The sequence below is a fragment of the Streptomyces sp. G7(2002) genome, assembly GCF_028870195.1.
In the GTDB taxonomy this organism is placed as follows: Bacteria; Actinomycetota; Actinomycetes; order Streptomycetales; family Streptomycetaceae; genus Streptomyces; species Streptomyces nigrescens.
On sequence record NZ_CP102609.1, the window covers coordinates 8,146,844 to 8,164,028 of the forward strand.

The 17,185-nt window shown below is 69.5% G+C and carries 16 protein-coding genes; 8 read left to right on the plus strand and 8 right to left on the minus strand.

Annotated elements, in window-relative coordinates:
- Positions 1-57 precede the first annotated feature (57 nt).
- The 4 genes from NUT86_RS34955 to NUT86_RS34970 all read right to left on the minus strand — a co-directional run bounded on the left by NUT86_RS34955 (position 58) and on the right by NUT86_RS34970 (position 4,564).
- Positions 58-1,281 (minus strand): metallophosphoesterase, encoded by a 1,224-nt coding sequence (locus NUT86_RS34955; RefSeq protein WP_274739345.1) that lies wholly within the window; start codon positions 1,279-1,281, stop codon positions 58-60.
- Between the two features lie 133 nt (positions 1,282-1,414).
- A complete protein-coding gene (locus tag NUT86_RS34960) occupies positions 1,415-1,924 on the minus strand; it encodes a DUF1990 family protein (RefSeq protein ID WP_274739347.1) in 510 nt (169 codons plus the stop codon).
- 196 nt (positions 1,925-2,120) lie between these two features.
- Positions 2,121-2,900 carry a crotonase/enoyl-CoA hydratase family protein gene (locus NUT86_RS34965; RefSeq protein WP_274739349.1) on the minus strand — a complete coding sequence of 260 codons (780 nt, stop codon included), beginning with the start codon at positions 2,898-2,900 and terminating at the stop codon, positions 2,121-2,123.
- Entirely contained in the window at positions 2,900-4,564 is a 1,665-nt protein-coding gene (locus tag NUT86_RS34970; protein ID WP_159484925.1) for an acyl-CoA dehydrogenase family protein, read from the minus strand. Before NUT86_RS34970 ends, NUT86_RS34965 begins: the two co-directional genes overlap by 1 nt.
- A gap of 141 nt (positions 4,565-4,705) precedes the next feature.
- On the opposite strand from NUT86_RS34970, the gene NUT86_RS34975 reads away from it, so the two are divergent.
- On the plus strand, positions 4,706-5,479 hold the full coding sequence (locus tag NUT86_RS34975) for a PaaX family transcriptional regulator C-terminal domain-containing protein (protein WP_159484923.1): 774 nt from the start codon (positions 4,706-4,708) through the stop codon (positions 5,477-5,479).
- 130 nt (positions 5,480-5,609) lie between these two features.
- On the opposite strand, the gene NUT86_RS34980 is transcribed toward NUT86_RS34975, so the two are convergent.
- Positions 5,610-7,028: a hypothetical protein gene (locus tag NUT86_RS34980; protein ID WP_274739352.1), complete on the minus strand. Its 1,419-nt coding sequence runs from the start codon at positions 7,026-7,028 to the stop codon at positions 5,610-5,612.
- A gap of 317 nt (positions 7,029-7,345) precedes the next feature.
- Here NUT86_RS34980 and NUT86_RS34985 point away from each other — a divergent pair, with 317 nt between their 5' ends.
- Positions 7,346-8,614 carry an aminotransferase class I/II-fold pyridoxal phosphate-dependent enzyme gene (locus NUT86_RS34985; protein WP_018088453.1) on the plus strand — a complete coding sequence of 423 codons (1,269 nt, stop codon included), beginning with the start codon at positions 7,346-7,348 and terminating at the stop codon, positions 8,612-8,614.
- A 37-nt stretch (positions 8,615-8,651) separates the two neighbouring features.
- Here the strand turns inward: NUT86_RS34985 and NUT86_RS34990 are convergent, their stop codons facing one another.
- Positions 8,652-8,876: a hypothetical protein gene (locus tag NUT86_RS34990; RefSeq protein WP_274739355.1), complete on the minus strand. Its 225-nt coding sequence runs from the start codon at positions 8,874-8,876 to the stop codon at positions 8,652-8,654.
- 202 nt (positions 8,877-9,078) lie between these two features.
- Here NUT86_RS34990 and NUT86_RS34995 point away from each other — a divergent pair, with 202 nt between their 5' ends.
- Genes NUT86_RS34995 through NUT86_RS35015 form a run of 5 tightly spaced genes read left to right on the plus strand, consistent with a single transcriptional unit; the run spans position 9,079 to position 12,743 of the window.
- Positions 9,079-9,375 carry a WXG100 family type VII secretion target gene (locus NUT86_RS34995; protein WP_266443774.1) on the plus strand — a complete coding sequence of 99 codons (297 nt, stop codon included), beginning with the start codon at positions 9,079-9,081 and terminating at the stop codon, positions 9,373-9,375.
- Positions 9,375-11,063, plus strand: coding sequence for an RNase A-like domain-containing protein (locus NUT86_RS35000; protein WP_274739357.1), 1,689 nt, complete (start codon positions 9,375-9,377; stop codon positions 11,061-11,063). The genes NUT86_RS34995 and NUT86_RS35000 overlap by 1 nt, the downstream gene beginning before the upstream one ends.
- Position 11,064: 1 nt before the next feature.
- Positions 11,065-11,775 (plus strand): hypothetical protein, encoded by a 711-nt coding sequence (locus NUT86_RS35005; RefSeq protein WP_274739358.1) that lies wholly within the window; start codon positions 11,065-11,067, stop codon positions 11,773-11,775.
- Positions 11,769-12,065 (plus strand): RNase A-like domain-containing protein, encoded by a 297-nt coding sequence (locus tag NUT86_RS35010; protein WP_266443768.1) that lies wholly within the window; start codon positions 11,769-11,771, stop codon positions 12,063-12,065. Before NUT86_RS35005 ends, NUT86_RS35010 begins: the two co-directional genes overlap by 7 nt.
- Before the next feature lie 9 nt (positions 12,066-12,074).
- On the plus strand, positions 12,075-12,743 hold the full coding sequence (locus tag NUT86_RS35015; RefSeq protein WP_266443765.1) for a contact-dependent growth inhibition system immunity protein: 669 nt from the start codon (positions 12,075-12,077) through the stop codon (positions 12,741-12,743).
- A gap of 175 nt (positions 12,744-12,918) precedes the next feature.
- On the opposite strand, the gene NUT86_RS35020 is transcribed toward NUT86_RS35015, so the two are convergent.
- On the minus strand, positions 12,919-14,127 hold the full coding sequence (locus NUT86_RS35020) for a lactonase family protein (RefSeq protein WP_274739360.1): 1,209 nt from the start codon (positions 14,125-14,127) through the stop codon (positions 12,919-12,921).
- A 298-nt stretch (positions 14,128-14,425) separates the two neighbouring features.
- Between NUT86_RS35020 and NUT86_RS35025 the strand changes: the two genes are divergently transcribed.
- Positions 14,426-15,514, plus strand: coding sequence for a tetratricopeptide repeat protein (locus NUT86_RS35025; protein WP_159484915.1), 1,089 nt, complete (start codon positions 14,426-14,428; stop codon positions 15,512-15,514).
- Here the strand turns inward: NUT86_RS35025 and NUT86_RS35030 are convergent.
- The gene (locus NUT86_RS35030) at positions 15,408-16,832 is read right to left on the minus strand and encodes a lipase maturation factor family protein (RefSeq protein WP_274739361.1); all 1,425 of its coding nucleotides are present in this window, start codon (positions 16,830-16,832) and stop codon (positions 15,408-15,410) included. The genes NUT86_RS35025 and NUT86_RS35030 overlap by 107 nt on opposite strands.
- Positions 16,833-17,185: the final 353 nt, after the last annotated feature.

Below are 17,185 nucleotides of genomic sequence, written 5' to 3' on the forward strand. Positions count from 1 at the left end.
CCTCTCGTGCGAGGTGAGCCGTCCCGGGGGAGTGCGGCCCCGGGACGGCTGCTGTCGTCAGGCGTGCGTCCGCGCAGGCGCCGCCACCGGCCGGGTCTGGTGGGTCCGGTGGGCCAGGGTGGCCTTCCGGGTCGCCACATCGACGGTGTACGCATCGATGGTCAGCCGCGCGCCGGACACCTTCAGCACCATGAACCCGTTGTCGGAGAAGTTCTGCCAGGCCGCAGGGTGCCCGAAGTGCGCCTTGCCGTCCTCCGTCTTGGCCGACGCACCGCACACCACCTGCCGGGTGCCGCCCGTACGGGCCGTCGGCTCAAGGACCTGCAGTGTGTGGTCATGACCGGACAGGATCAGATCGGCCCGTCCGCAGACCACGTTCTCGTACATGTCCTTGAGGTGGACACCGCTGGTGTAGTTCCCGATCTCGAAACCGTCATAGGAACCGGCGCTGCCGTGCTTGCCGTTGTTGAGGTACGGGTGGTGGCCGATCACCACCTTCCAGCGGGCGCGCGAGGCGCGCAGCGCACCGTCCAACCAGCTCCGCTGCTCGCGCATGTACGGCCCGTCCCAGCGGTAGTGCGGGTCGAGCTGGGCCACGTACGACGACCAGGGGATGGTGTCGATGGCGAAGAACTCCACCAGCGGGTCGGCGGCCGGCAGCGGCACGCTGTAGTAGCGGCTCGGCATGTACCAGCGCCGTGAGGTGGCGGCATAGGCGACCTCGCGGTCACCGCGGGACGGGTCGCCACCGCTGCCGGGAATCAGCCCCGAACAGTCGTGATTGCCCAGCACCATCAGCCAGGGCACATCGATACCGCTGTTCGGCTTCTCGAACTTGTCCTGGAACTCCGAGTCATCGTCGGATTCCGGCCCGTTCTCGTAAATGTTGTCGCCGAGGCCCACCGCAAGGCCTATCCCCTCGGTCCGGCACAGGTCCCGTGCGGCGGCCGCCACCGCGTACTGCGCCTCGTCCCCCGTCCCCGCGTCACCGGTGACCAGAACGGCGAACTCGCCCTTTCCATTGGGGTGTTCGGGGAACGGGAAGGCTCCCGGGCCCCCGAGGCGGGGCGCGGCGGAAGCGGGCGACTGGGCCGGCGAAGGCAGCACCGTGAGCGCCGCACCGGCCATCGCGCCGCCCAGCAGGGTCCGCCGGTTCACCCACTGCGGAACGCGCCCCGTCGTCCGCATCGACGGCCCCCCGGCCGTCGTCTCCGACCCGGCCCGCAGCCACTCCCGCTCGGTCATGTCCGCCTGCGGCGGGATCAGTTCGTCTTCACACATGTCTGGTTTTCTTTCACGGTCGCCAGAGGTGATGGTGACGAAATGATGAATGCGAGGTGGACGTATAGCGATCGGATGCGGTATTGCTACGCGCCAGTAACTACGTGTATTCGGGGGGCTATCAGGGGGTGAGCTACGGACGGTTCGCCAGGCGTCGGAGGGTCCGGCCCAGATGGCGGGCGTACTGGCGCTGGAAGACGGGGACCAGTGGGCCGGCGAGTCGGGTGAGCGCGCGGGCGGGCCGGCTGAAGGCGGTCACCGTGAACCAGACCGAGCCGTCCGCGCGCAGCTCGGCGACGAACGCCTCCTCACCGCACTCGGGATGCCCCTTCCGGGCCCCGTATCCGAACCCGATGCGGTTCTCGTCGTGCACCGTCCACACCACGGTGCACGGCGCCCGCAGCCGCAGCAGGCCGAACCCCAGCGCGACCTCGACGTTCACGCCCGGCGCCGCCCGTGGGGCATCGGCGCGGATTCCGGCGCCGGCCGCACGGTGCATCCGGAAGGTGGTGATCGCCTCGCCCGCAGCGGCCAGCACCGTCCGGCCGTGGCCGAGCGGCAGCTCCTCGTGGAGGTGGTGATAGCCCGACGGCAGCGGAGTGCGCCGAGTGCCGCCCTCCTCGGGGTAGTTCAGATCGCGCATGGTGTGCTCCTGGAGGGCGGGCTGCGGGCGGGCGGCGAAGGCGGGGCAGAGCGACGGTACGCGGAGGGCCGTGGGCCTTCAACGACGCCGGTCATCTGGGGGGTGGCGGGTCGCAGCGGTTGCCGTCCGCCGCCCTGGCCAGGGCCGGAGGCGGAGGAGCCCGGAGCGGCTCCGGGGCGGACCGGCGCCGTGGGCGTCACGCTCCCGGTTCCTGACTCCCGTCCGGCGCACCGTGCCGTCCCGCCCCCGCGGTGAACCGCGCCGCACCTGCCGTCGCCTCGGGCAGTACCGCCTGTCCGTAACGGAGTTCCGCGGCCATCGCCGACTCCTCGTCCCGGCCCTCCTGGTCCAATAGGGAGGCGCGGTCGCTGCGCAGACATGCCTGCGGGAAGCGGGCGATCTCCGCCGCCAGCAGTTCGGCCTCCGCGCGCGCCGTACCAGCCGGCACCACGCGGTGGACCAGACCGATGTCCAGCGCCTCCGCGGCCGGGACCGGACGCCCCGTCAGCACCAGGTCCATCGCCCGGCTCGCGCCGATCAGCCGCGGCAGCCGCACCGTACCGCCGTCGATCAGCGGCACTCCCCAGCGCCGGCAGAACACCCCGAACACCGCGTCCTCCTCCGCCACCCGGAGATCGCACCAGAGCGCCAGCTCCAGACCACCGGCCACCGCATGCCCCGCGACCGCTGCGATCACCGGCTTGCCCAGCCGCATCCGGGTCGGCCCCATCGGTCCGTCCCCGTCCGGGGCCACGCGATTGCCGCGCTCGGTGCCGATCGCCTTGAGATCGGCACCGGAGCAGAACGTCCCGCCCTCGCCCCACAACACCGCGATCCGGGCACCGTCATCGGCGTCGAACTCCCGGCAAGCGTCGGCGAGTTGCCGGGCCGCCGCCCCGTCCACGGCGTTGCGGGAAGCGGGCCGGGACAGCACCACCGTCGTCACCGGCCCGGCGCGCTCCACCCGTACGGACATCAGACCGCGTTCCCGGCCGCACCCGGCGCATCCGGCCGGGCCCGCTCCAGGACCGAGGTCAGATCGACGCCGGCCGGCAGGGTGCCGAAGGCGTTGCCCCACTCCCCGTCGAGCCGCGAGGCGCAGAACGCATCGGCGACCGCCGGGTGGCTGTGCCGCACCAGCAGGGAACCCTGCAGCACCAGCGCCATCCGCTCCGCCAGCGACCGCGCCATCAGCTGTGCCCGCTCCGGCTCGGCGAGCCCACCGAGCATCTTGCGGACCCCGGCCACCGCCGCGTCCAGCCGCCGGTCGGCGCCCGCCGCGGTCTCCACCTCGGCGAAGAACGCGTCCAGCGCGGCCGGTTCCTTGCCCAGTGCCCGCAGCACATCGAGCGCGGCGACATTTCCCGAGCCCTCCCAGATGGACAGCAGCGGCGCCTCCCGGTAGAGCCGCGGCATTCCGGAATCCTCGACATAGCCGTTGCCGCCCAGGCACTCCAGCGCCTCCGCGGCATGGGTGCTGCCCCGCTTGCACACCCAGTACTTGCCGGCCGCCAGTGCCAGCCGGCGCAGCGCCGCCTCCCCGGCGTCCCCGGCCTGCGAACGGTCCACCGCCGTCGCCAGCCGCATCCCCAGCAGGGTCGCCGCCTCCGACTCGACCGCCAGATCGGCGAGCACCGAACGCATCAGCGGCTGGCGGTCCAGCTGCCGTCCGAACGCCCGGCGGTGAGCGGTGTGGTGCAGCGCCTGCCGCAGCCCGGCCCGCATCCCGGCCGCCGACCCCAGCACACAGTCCAGCCGGGTCATGTTCACCATCTCGACGATGGTCCGCACCCCGCGGCCCGGCTCGCCGACCGGCCAGGCCACCGCCTCGTCGTACTCGATCTCGGAGGAGGCGTTGGAGCGATTGCCCAGCTTGTCCTTGAGTCGCATCAGCCGCATCCCGTTGAGCGTGCCGTCCGGCAGCACCCGCGGCACCAGGAAGCAGCCGAGCCCCTCCTCGGTCTGCGCCAGCGCCAGGAACACATCGCTCATCGGCGCCGAGGTGAACCACTTGTGGCCGGTGATGCGGTACGTGCCGTCGCCGGCCGGCACCGCGCGCGTGGTGTTGGCCCGTACGTCGGAGCCGCCCTGCTTCTCCGTCATCGACATGCCGGCGATCAGGCCCGACTTGGTCAGCGGCGCCCGCAGTCCGAAGTCGTAGCTGCGGGCGGCGAGCAGCGGTTCGTACTGCGCGGCGAGACCCGGCGCGGCACGCAGCGCGGGCACGGCGGCGTACGTCATCGAGATCGGACAGCCGTGTCCCGCCTCGGCCTGCGACCAGACGTAGAACTTCGCGGCGCGCACCAGATGCGCCCCGGAGCGGCCGTCGGCCCAGGGCGCGGCGTGCAGCCCGTGCTCCACCGCGACGGTCATCAGCTGATGCCAGGCCGGATGGAAGGCGACCTCGTCGATGCGGTGGCCGAACCGGTCGTGGGTGTGCAGCCGCGGCGGCTGCTCCTCCGCCCAGCGGGCCTGCTCCTGCACCGCCGCGGAACCGGCCAGCGCGCCGAGCTCGGTCACCTCCCGCACGCCCCACTCGGCGCCGTCCCGGCGCAGCGCCTCCAGCAGGGCCGGCTCGTCCGCCGTGCTGAACCCGGTCAGCGGCGGGGCCTGATTCACGACTTCATGGGTGACGGTCATAGCATTGACGTTACAGAAACCGGACAGCCGTGGGAAGGCTGTAAGAGGGTCTTGTGAGGGGGCGCTTGTAAGAGGGACGGCTGTAAGACTCTCGGCGCTCTCATCCCGCCCAGGCCGCCCTCGCTAGAATTCCGTGCACATATGAACGACGACCGGACCCGCACGATCGACGACACCGAGGCCGCCGCGCTCGCGCTCCGCCCGCTCACGGCCCGCTCCATCGTGCTGAGCACCCTCCTCGGGCACCACCCGCCGCGGCTGCCCGCGCGCGCCCTGGTGCGGGTCGGTGAGCTCTTCGGCATCGCCGAGGGCACCGTCCGGGTCGCGCTCTCCCGGATGGTGGCCGCCGGTGACCTGCGGCAGGCCGAGGGTGCGTACGCCCTCACGACCCGGCTGCTGGCGCGCCAGACTAGGCAGGACGAGAGCCGCTCACCGCGGACCCGCCCCTGGAGCGGGGACTGGGAGATCGCCGTCGTCACCACCCCGGAAGGCCGTCCGGCGGCCGAGCGCACCGCGCTGCGCCAGGCCATGGCGACGCTGCGGATGGCCGAGCTCCGCGAGGGCAACTGGCTGCGCCCCGCCAACCTCGACCGGTCCCGCCCCGCCGTCGTCACCGACCAGTGCACCTGGTTCACCGGCACCCCGGACGGTGACCCGGCCACGCTCGCCGGCCGGCTGTGGGACCTGACCGGCTGGGCCGGGCGGGCCCGCGCCCTGTCGGTCGCACTGGACCGCGCCGGCACCCACGCCGACCGCTTCACGGTCGCGGCGGCCGCGCTCCGCCATCTCCTCGCCGACCCGCTGCTGCCCGCCGAACTCCTGCCGGAGAACTGGCCGGGCGAGCAACTCCGCCGCACCTACGCGGAGTTCGAGACCGAACTACGGGATCTGCTGCGGCAGTATCTGGCGGGCTAGGGGTATCGCCCGGGCAGGGCAAGGAAGGGGCCGGCGGGGCAGCCGCGAAGTCACATCCGGAGGCGGATCGCCGCGACGGTGACGGTGATGGTGCGGTGGCAGACCTCGGCGCGTTCGCCGCGTCCCGTGATCACGTCAGTGCCGCGAGCGCGTCCTCGGCCAGCCCGGCCAGGTAGCGGGGGCAGCCCCACGCCCCGGCGCCACGGGCTTCCTCGGGGGCGTCGAACTCATCCGGTGCGTAGAGGTGGTTGAGGTGCGCCTCGAAGTCCGGGTACTCGGGTGGATGGGCATCGGCGTGCGCACACGCCGAGTCGGACGGGACCGTCCGGGCGCCGACGAGCAGGTCCCGGATCTCCTCGCCGACGTCAGGAGCCAGTTCGGCGGTCCCCGCGCACCACAGGACGAGGAGCAGCAGCACCAGACGCTCCCGTGGGCTGCCGTCCTCCGTGGCCGCGTAGCGCCGGGCGGCCCAGCGCACGGCGTTCTCGGCCTGCCACGACGTGTCGTACTCCGCCTCGTCGAAGCAGTGTGTGAGCGCGCCGATGTCGAGCCGCCCGTCGGGGCGGAGGTACTCGGCGTCCAGAAGGCGGTCGTCCCGGATGCCGAAGAGCGAGTCCCGCGCATAGCGCAGATTGCCCAGCGCCTCGTGGGCGAGGCCGCGCAGGAAGTCGTGGCACAGCCACCGCTCCAGGGGCGCGTCCGCGTGCCACGACCTGAGCTCGGCCCGGCCGCCGGGGCTGCGCAGGAGGTAGCCGGTCCTGGCGTTGCCGCTCGGGTCGCTGTCCAGGCCGGGGTGCTCGGCGACGGTACGTGCACAGGGCGCGTCGCCCAGTAGCGGCAGCGCCGCCTCCAGGCCCGCGATCATGTCGTCCAGCACGCGTTTCTCGGTGATCAGGCCGGACGTCGCGTACCACTGGCTCGCGTGCAGGGTGACGACATACCCGGCGAGCACCCCCTGCGTCGGATGGCGGGGGAGGCCGCCGGCCTGGAAGGACAGCTCCTCGCCGGGGTCGCCGTAGGGGTAGCCGTTGAGGACCGAGGACAGGTTGCTCAGGCTGCTCGTGTGGGCGTCGGGGATCAGCCCGGGTATGCCGCGGACCGTGAACGGGGCGAGGACGTCGGCGGTGAGCCGCGCGAAGCCGGCCACGTTGGCCGGGCACCGCCAGACGCCGTCCTCGGCTGCGGGCCCGACCAGGCTCATTAGGTCGGGCCCGGCCAGCCACACCTCGTCCGCCAGGAGCCCCTTCAGGGTGCCCTCGTAGGGGTGGGAGGGATGGGCGCAGGGCGGGCCCCCCAGCGCCCGGTCGACGGCGCGCAGCGCGTCCAGAGCGCTCCGGGCGGCTTCCTGCCCCGGCTGCCAGGCGAGGTATCCGGCCATCCGCACCAGCCCGAAGGTCCACAGATACGCCGTCCCGCCGCCGGGATCGGTGAGCAGGCGGCGGGCGCAGTCCTGGACGAGCGGGTCCGCTTCGGCGCGGTCCGAGTCGGCCGTGACGTGCCCCCACGCCTCGATGAGCCGCTGTGTCCGAGCGGCGGGAGTGTCGATCATGCTCTGTACGACGGTGCCGTGCCCACGCGGGGTTCCTGGCCGTCCGGGCGGGCAGCCGTGTCCGGTGGATCTTGGCCGGGTGCCTCGCGGTTCCGGAACCCACCTCACAAAATGGCAATTCGGCTGCATTCTGCTACATAGCGGCCATAGCGGTGCGAACCGATACGGCAGTGAGGTGCCGGGCCTGGTATGCCGGGCCCGAGCAAGATCCACCCGGGCCTGGCCGGGGCGGCCGGACGCCGGTTTGTATCCTCGGCAGGCAGTACCGAAGCCCCGGGCGCCGACCCCGCGGCGCCACCGGCCTGAGAGGAAACACCATGACCACCGAGCTGAGCGCCGACGCCCTGAACGGGCTCCTCGAGCGGGCCCGCAAGGACTATCAGGATCTCGCGGGGCGCGGACTCTCGCTGAATCTCACGCGGGGCAAGCCGGCGCCCGAGCAGCTCGACCTCTCCGAGGAACTGCTGAGCCTGCCGGCCGGGCGGCACACCGCCGCCGACGGTACGGACGTGCGCAACTACGGTGGTCTTGAAGGGCTGCTGGAGCTCCGGGAGATATTCGCCGGGGTGCTCCAGGTGCCGGTCGGGCAGCTCCTCGCGGCGGGCAACTCCAGCCTTGAGCTGATGCACGACAGCCTGGTGCACGCCCTGCTGAGCGTGCTGCCGGGGGCCGAGTCGCGGTGGGTGGAGCAGGAGCGGATCGCGTTCCTGTGCCCGATACCGGGCTACGACCGGCACTTCGCGCTCTGTGAGCGGTTCGGGATCGAGATGATCCCGGTGCCGATGACGGCCGAGGGGCCGGACATGGCGGTCGTGGAGCGTTTGGTCGCCGAGGACCCGGCCGTCAAGGGCATCTGGTGCGTCCCGAAGTACAGCAACCCGGACGGGGTCTGCTACAGCGACGCGACGGTGGCGCGACTGGCCGCGATGAACACCGCCGCGCCCGATTTCCGGATCTTCTGGGACAACGCGTACGCCGCCCACCACCTCACCGACGAGCCCGTCGAGATCGCCGATCTGCTCGCCGCCTGCGCGGACGCCGGGAACCCGGACCGCGCGTTCGTCTTCGGCTCCACCTCGAAGATCACCGCGGCGGGCGCGGGCGTCGCCTTCTTCGGCTCGTCGCCCGCGAACGTGAAGTGGCTGCTGGCCAACAACGCCAAGCGGTCGATCGGCCCGGACAAGGTCAATCAGCTGCGGCACGCGATGTTCCTGCGGGACGCCGACGGGGTGCGGACCCACATGGAGCGCCAGCGCGCCCTGCTCGGGCCGAAGTTCGAGGCGGTGGCCCGCATCCTGGAGGCCGAGCTCGGCGGCACCGGACTGGCCCGCTGGACCGACCCCAAGGGCGGCTACTTCGTCACCCTCGAAGTGCCGGACGGCTGCGCCAAGGAGGTCGTACGCCGGGCCGCCGAGGCGGGCATCGTGCTGACCCCGGCCGGCGCCACCCACCCGTACGGTGACGACCCGCGCGACGCCACCATCCGGATCGCGCCCAGCTACCCCGGCCTCGAAGAACTGGAGCAGGCCATCGAGGGCCTCGCCGTCTGCGTCCGGCTCGTGGGCTACGAGCAGCAGGCCGGCTAGGGCGTGTGCTAGGACGTGTCCGTTCGGCCGGCGCGGCTCAGCCCGCGCCGGCCGGTCCCTTCCGCCGCCGCAGCTCGTAACCGGCCAGCACCACGGCCACCGTCAGCAGACTCAGCCAGAACTGCGACCGGCTGTCCGGCAACCACGCCATGGCCCCGATCACCACTGCCATCAGCGCAATGGTCAGCCGGCTCAGCCACGGAAACAGCCACATCTTCAGCGTCAGCCGCTCCGGCTCCGTACGCTCCAGCTTCCGCCGCATCCGCACCTGGGCGACGGCGATCCCGGTGATCGCAAAATGAGGCTCACGTCGCGGACGGTGTCGTCATCCGCTGCGCATATCGCTATCCAGCCAAGCTTCTTGACCGGAACTCACCTGGTTCGATGCCGCACTGCCGTTCACTGATCAGTTATGTTCGACGGCTGGCAACGCATGGCGTCCGACGCACCGGGGGGAAGTGTCCTTGAGTACCGCGATATCGGTCAATTTTTCCGCATTGACCTACCTGACATCAGAACTGGATCAGACGCTAAGCCGGCTGACGGAGAATCTCGAATCTGTTCAGGACGCACTATTTAAGATCATGGAGAGTTGGGAAGGCGACGCCAGGGACGCCTGCATGCAACGCATGGACGAGTGGGAAGCCTCCATGAAAAGCCTGCAATCTGCTCAGCGCTGGTGCCACCACCTCGTCACGAACGGCCACAGCAATTACAGTTCGGCACACCAAGCCGTGATGCGCGGTTGGGGGGCTGCCTGATGGCCAACCCCCCTTCTTCTGGTGGTTTCGACGTCGACCCGGAAGACCTTTACGCCGTTTCCCGGAACGTCGCGGAGCAACAGGACGCCTATCACTCCCACGCCAAGCATCTACTCTCCGAGCACAGTGAATACCAGGCTTCGGGCGGCGGAGGGGTTGCGGCTGCCGCCTTCGGTGCACCCTATGACAAGACGGCGTCAAGGGTTCTCCATGTATGGGGACGCAGCATAGCGAGCATTGGCGGTGTGTCTACCGGCCTCACCGTCACCGCGAACAACTACGTCAAGGCAGAAGAGGCGACAAACCATAAGTCGAGCGGGTCGTCGGCGACCGAGCATCCGCCGAGCGTGATCGAGAAAGCACCCAACTACCCCACGCCTCCGTCGATTTACCGGGACGCGACGGCCGAAGGGATGGATGATTTCCTCGAAGATGTGCCCGCGATCGACGACGCCATACAACACGTTCTCCTCGATCGCTTCAAGGGGTTCGTGAAGGTCGCGGAGAACCTGCCTCTGGCCGACTCGGACGAACTGCGTTCCCTTGCCGACCTGTGGCGCACCGCAGCACGGAACCATACAGACGCCGGGACTGGTTTCAGCACCGAGATCGCTGGCATCACCAACACGCAGAACGACGAGTGGCAGGCCGCCATGCATACGTTCTGCCGCAGCATCTGGGGTACGACAGCCTGGGGAAGCGACCCGAACCGCCCTTCCGACGGCTACGTTTGGGGACACGGAAAGAAGCCCGGACCGCACGGCCCTGATCACAGGAACGCCACCAGCCGCCCCATCCTGGAGGTGCAGAGGGATTCGGCCAAGAGGCTGGCCGACAGCTGCGAAGAGTGGGCCGATGCCGCTGATGATGCCCGGCGCAAGCTCAAGCAAATATTCGTTCAGGCGGTAAAGGACACGATCAAGGAGATCATCGGGGATTTCGATGTCGTCGAGAAGGCCAAGCTCATGCTGATGGGCATGAATGAGATCGCGGCCATTTTTCTCCAGAAGCTTGACCAAGGTGCCATCGCGCAGGCGATGGAGAAGTACGAGAATCGTGCCCACACGATCGGCCAGTCCTTGACAAGCCTCGAAGACCCGCTGGACGAAGCTGCGCGCAGCGCGCCAACTTACGCCGCGGAGGAGGCAAGGGCGGAGGCTGTCGGCAACCGCGCCCTCCACGAGTTCAAGCCGGATCACACGTGGAACGTGCCGGACGATGACAAGTCGAAGCATGCCTATCCGATCGACTTGGCGAGTCAGGAGGAGAAGCAGGCCGGGAACCCGAACTCGCACGCGCACCCGATCGACAAGCACGTAGGGAAGACCGATGAGCAGCTCACCCAGAGATTGCGAGATGATCTCAGGCCGAACGGAAACATAGCCCCAAGTTCATCTTCGACGTTCAAGAACATGCATGATGCGCAGAAATTCACACAGGAGAACATAGACGACAACGATCGAAAGATCAGAGAATGGCTTGAGAGTGATCCTCCCCCCAGTTCGCTGTCGATTGAAAGCCCGGAGGGGAGTAATGAGATTACCGGAAGGAGCGTTTCCAAGCAGGATTACATGGCTCAAGGGGACGACGCGAAACCCGAAAACGTACGTCGCGTGCAAACGATCCTCCGCTATGAACCGAACATGACGCCAAAATTCGTGGTACTTACCAGCTACCCCAAGGAATAAAATGCCCGAATCAACCGAGAAGGCCGACCTCTATTGGTATCGCCGATACGGTGGCGCCGTTCATTTCGTCGAATTTCTGTCGGATGGGAAGCGTCAGGATCTCGACACCGCTTCGCCGACTGTCGTTGAGAGGTTCCGTCGCCTGCTTGCAGCCAATGCGGGGGGCACATCCCGTACCGTGGAAGAAGTGGTGGCGCAAACCCGGGAAGTCCTTTCTCTTCCGGACGTGCACCCGGCCTTCCAAGCAGTCGTCAAGCGGCTCTCTCGCCACCAAAGCGCTGAAACCGTACGGTCGACGCTCGAAAATTGCATTTCGGTGCTCGAAAAAGAATCGCGGCCTTCAGCCGGGTCCTTGCTCCCTCCCGCCAGTCATCAAATTCAGGACCTCTACCCTCTCCTCAGTCAATTCAATGGCCACCTGGAAGCCAGTTACTGCGACGCCATCGACTCGTCTGATGAGGCCATCGACAACTGGCTGGGTGAGGTCCACCCTCGCTGCCGCTGGACGGTGCCCCGTCTGGTCGCCGAAGTACACATGGCGCTCGCCGCCTACCCCACGGAGGAAATGCTTCACTACGTTTTCGAAGAGGTCACGCAATCGGCCATGGGCGACCATCCCACATGGACCGAATGGTTTACTCATCTTGCCTCCCGTCTCACCGAGCACATGCGCGACCATCACACGGACAAGGAGGAACTCTCGACATGTTGACGCGTGCCGCCTCCTACCCCGACCGCGAAACGGCGCAGTGGTGCACCCAGCAGGTTGTCTCCCTGAACGATCAAAAAATCCGCCGCTGGCTCGCGCAAAGCAGTCGCGACCGCCTCACGGTCGAGGCGGCCTGGCCCTCACGGGAACCGGTCGGCCGAGTCCAGATCAAGGCAATGCTGCTGGCCGGCCGGGAAGCCACGGACGTACACGCGGCTCGGGTCATCCTCAAGCGGGACCCGGACAATCCGAATGGGTTTCGCGTGCATGCAACATTCCCCATCTATCTCTGAGGGGCCGATATGCCGCTGAAACCCTTTCCGCATGACCGCGACTACGGCGAGATGGAACAGGTGCTGCACGCCTACCTCGGGCAGACCGCCGATGACACCCCCGAGGAGCGCAGCACCGCCCTCGAGGCGTATCTGCGCCATACCTGGCACACCCGCCCCTGGGTCATCTCCATCGGGGCCCGGCAAGTCGCCGAGTTCGCCAAGTTCCCACCCTCCGACGTACGGATCCGCCTCGGAGAGTATTTCCACCTGCCCGACACCGGGCTTCCGCAGGAGAAGATTCAGAGCTGGCTGGAGTGCGTGGCGGGCCATCTTCGAGCGAGCGTCGATTCCGCCGAAGCCCCCGAGTACCTGACACCACAGACACACTGGGAGTGGCACGCCCGCTTTCCGGAGCTGGGGCAGCTGCTCGGTGGCTGGTTTTCCCAGGGCATGCCGGAGGAATTCGGCGACCATGCCGGCGCCGTCGCCGACTACCGCGCCTCGACCGCCCCCGGCCTCGTCGCCAGGCTCATCGGTGAACTCCACGAGCTGCTCGGCCTGAACCTGGACGAGGCGGATTACGCCGTCGCCACGGTCGAACTCGGCATGGAGGTCGAACCCCCCGACTCCCTGAGCCACGGAGCCTGGTTCGCGGCGTTGCCGGGCCTTCTCGCAGAGCCGGCGGCGGCTGAGTAAGCATGGAGCCGCACAGCCCCACAGCTTTAGCTGCTTGCCTTTGAAGAAGTCGGACTTGCCGCTGGGTTGGGGGAGGGCTGGTGCGGGTTGCCGGTGGTCGCGTGGCCGGGGTGGTGGCGGTTCAAGGAGCCATGGGGACCGCGCCGCGGACCCCGGAGCGGCCCATGCCCCCCGCTCACAGTGGCAGGACGCACACCGGTACCGGAGCCGTGAACGGGGTGCCCGTGCGGTCCAGGGTCCCGGTCCGGGGGTCCACCGAGAACACCGTCACCGATCCGGACTTCTGGTTCGCCGCGAAGAGCCATCGCTGATCCGGTGAGAAGGCGATCTGCCGGGGGAAGTCCCCGCCCACGGGCACGGTGTCCAGCAGTCGCAGCCGGGCCCCGGCGGTCTCCACGGCGTAGCGGGTCAGGCTGTTGTGGCCGCGGTTGGCGAGATAGGCGAAGCGGCCGTCCCTGGTGACCAGGAGCTGCGCCGGGTAGCTGGTGCCCGGGCCGGTGCCCGTGGGCTGCGGCGCACCGGGCGTGAGTCGTCCGCTCCGGCGGTCGTAGCGGCAGACCACGACCGTGTTGTCGACCTCGTTCGCCAGATACGCGAAGTCGCCGGAGGGATGGAAGGTCAGATGCCGGGGGCCGGCCCCGGGCCGCAGCGTCGCGTACGACAGCTGGGTGAGCTTTCCGGCCGAGGAGTCGAGCCGGTAGGTGTAGACGGTGTCGTTGCCGAGGTCCACCGCCAGCACATGGCGGCCGTCCGGGGCGGTGATGATCTGGTGGGCATGCGGCCCGTCCTGTCCGGGGCCGGGCGGCGGGCTGGAGTGGGTGACCAGATCCGTGCGCTCGCCCAGGGCGCCGGTGGCCCGGTCGACCGGATGTACGGCGACGCTGCCGGAGAGGTAGTTGGCGCTGAGCAGCCAGCGGCCGCCGGGGTGCACCGACAGATGGCAGGGGCCCGCGCCGCCCGTGGACCGGGTGCCCAGGACGCCGGGCGGGCCGTCCGGCCGCAGCGCCATGGCGGTCACCCCGCCCTGCTCCCGCTCGTTGACCGCGTAGAGGGTGCGGCCGGACGGCGCCAGGGCGAGGTACGAGGGATCGCCGACGCCGGTCACCACCCCGCCGGCGGTGATCTGCCCGGTCCTGGTGTCGTACGTGCCGTATCCGACGCCGGTGCCGCCGCCCTCGACCGAGGTGTAGGTCCCCAGGAAGAGCGGACGGACGCGGGGCGGGCGTGGCGCCGGGCGGCGGGGGGCCTGCGCGGGCTCGGTGTCCTCCAACGAGCGCAGCCCCGTCCCGGCCGCCGCGGCCAGCCCCAGCCCCGCGACGGTGCCGAGGAACCGCCGGCGGCCCGTACCGCTCCCGGTCTGCGTTCCCGTGCCTTCTGCTCCCATGCCACACCTCGGTGCTCGCGGTCGGTGGTCCGTGACGGGTGGTTGTCAGCAGGGTGTCCCGTGCCGCCCGGCTCCGGCAAGCCGAGCGTCCGGCGGGGCGCGGGGTGCATGGGCTCGCGCGGTCCCCCATCGGAGGGGTGACCCTGACGAGCCCCTACATCCCCATGATGACCATGATCCTCCTCCGTAGCACTCGAGTCGTACGGCATAACCCACATGCGGACGGATTCGCCGGCCCCTTCACGGATCGTAGGTTGTTGATCAAGGCACGGAGATGAATCGAGAGGGCCACGGATCTATGTACGGCAAGGCATTCGCCCCGGAATACCAGGGCGAGTTGGGCTCGGCTCTGGGTGTGAACTCCTCCTACGAGGAGGTACTGGCGACGGCGAGCCGGGCGCACGCCGACGCGGGCACACCACTGGAGCGGTCACGGGCCGCGCTCGCGGTCGCCGAGGCCAACCGCCGGCTCGGCCGGGTGGCGGAGGCGGGCGACGCCTGGCGGGAGAGCTACCGCAGCGGCCGCACCGCCGGTGACCCGGGCGCCATGGCCTGGGCCCTGTGGAGCGGCGGCACCCTGGCCCGCCAGTGCGGGACCCTGCCGCTCGCCCGCCGGCTGCTCACCCATGCTGTCGCGCTGGCCGACGGCAGCGGTGACCGCCTCGCCCACGGCTACTCGCTCGCCGGCCTCGCCGAGACCGGCCGCATACAGGGCGACTACGCCGCGGTCGCCGAACTCCACGAGCAGCTGCTCGAACAGGGCCGGGCGCACGGCGAGGCCCGGCACATGGTCTGGGCGATGTCCGGCATAGCCCAGATGCACCGCAACACCGGCGGCTACGACAAGGCCCTGGAGCTGTTCGAGGAGTCCGCCCGGATCGCCGCCGAGGCCGATGACTTCCGCGGGCGCGCCTGGTCGCTGCGCGGCGTCGCCGATGTCCTGTCCGTCCAGGGCGAGACGGACCGGGCGCTGGATCTGCTGTCCGAGGCGGAGGCCATCTGCCGCGCCATGGACCTGGCGAGCGCGCTCGCCTACAACCACAAGATGCGCGCCAACGTCCTCTACCGGGCGGGACGTTACGAGTCCGCGCGGGAGACCTACACCCTCTCGCTGCAGGAGTTCAATGACATGCAGGAGCCCCGCGGCGTGGCCCTCTCCCGGCTCGGCCTGGTCAAGTCCCGCGCCCGCCTCGGCCGCGACCGGGACGAGACACTGGCCGAACTGGCCTCCTTGGAAAAGGACTTCGTGCGCATCGGACTGCGCCACGCACGCGATATGGTCATCGCCTTCCGTGCAGAGCTGACCGCGCAACCGGCGGCAGAAACTCCCGCTCCTCGGTGCGATGCCACCACGCCCCGGTATCCCGCAGTTCCCGCCAGGTCGTGAAGCGGTAGCGGAAGACCCGGGCCCTGATCCGGGCCGGCGGCAGATCCGGGAACGGATTGCCGCGCAGCAGCCGCAGCGTGTCCCGGTCGTTCTCCAGCAGCCGCGTCACGAACGGCACGAACCAGGCCCGTGCGTAGGCCGGTGACAGCGCGGCGAACCACATCAGCCAGTCCAGCCGCAGGTGGTACGGCGCGAACTGACGCGGCATCCGGCGCACCGCACCCGGCTTGCCGTGGAACTCGTAGGCGAGCCAGGTCGTGTCCGGCCCGGTCACCGCGTCCGCCGTCCCCTCCACCACGATCTCCCGGCGCACTCGCGTGATGCTGCCGAACGCGCCGTACGAGTTGACCAGATGGAGCGACTCGTAGGACGTGTTCATCATCTGCTGCCGGGCCAGCAGATTGCGGGCCGGCCGGTAGCTGAGCGCGAGGACCCCGGCGGTGGCGAGGAGGACCAGGACCTCGAACCAGACGGGTGGCGCCGGGAGCGGTGCGGAGGGCTGCGCCCACAGCGGGGCGGCGGCCGACAGGGCGAGTGCGATGGTCACCCAGTTCAGCCAGGCGAAGTTGCCGGAGACCACCAGCCACAGCTGGGTGACCACCATCGCGACCGCCGCCCATCCGGCGATCGGCTGCGGTGTGAACAGCAGGACCGGAACGGCGAGTTGGGCGACATGGTTGGCGGCCACCTCGACCCGGTGGAGGGGCTTGGGAAGATGGTGGAAGAACCAGCTCAGCGGGCCCGGCATCGGCTGGGTCTCATGGTGGTAGTAGAGGCAGGTCAGATCCCGCCAGCAGCGGTCGCCGCGCATTTTGATCAGCCCGGCCCCGAACTCCACCCGGAACAGCAGCCATCGCAGCAGCCACATGATCGTCACCGGGGGAGCGGTCTCGGCGTTTCCCAGGAACACCGCCAGCGAGCCCGCCTCCAGCAGCAGCGACTCCCAGCCGAAGCCGTACCAGGTCTGCCCGACGTTCACGATGGACAGATACAGCACCCACAACACGGCCCACATCACCATCGACGCCCACAGCGGCACGGCGTCCGCGGCCCCGGCCGCCACGGCCGCGGCGAGCAGGACCCCGCCCCATGACCACAGTGCGAAGAAGCGGTCCGAGTAGTGCCAGTGGAAGACCGAGGGCGCCGCGCGGAACGGCACCCTCGCCACGTAGTCGGGCACCGGCAGCATCCCGCGCGCACCGATCAGTGCCCGGAACTGCCGCACCGCCGCGAGGAACGCGACCACATAGAGAACGGCCAGCAGGCGCTGGAAGACCAGCCGCCCCAGCCAGTAACCGGAATCCGAGAACCATGCCACCCGCCCATGGGTAGCACCGCGGCCGCGCGCTCCGCGGCATGGCGCGCGGCCTTGGAGGCCGGATCCCTCGCTCACTCTCCAGCGTAGGGACCGGCGCGAATGCAGCAACCGCAGGGCCATTGGAGTGAGTGACGTACATCACATATTCGAGCCTGTCGCCCGTCATTCTCGGGGGGCGTTATTCGCGCTTTTCGAGGACTTGACTTTCTCAAGGGAAAACGTCGAGCGCGCCGCGTGCCGCGTCGTTACTCTGAGGGGCGACGGACGACCTTTCTGGGAGACGCCAACACCATTGGCCCGTCGCGGGAACGCCACAAACCTTGGCTGACCTCCCGGTTTGTGAACAAGGCGCC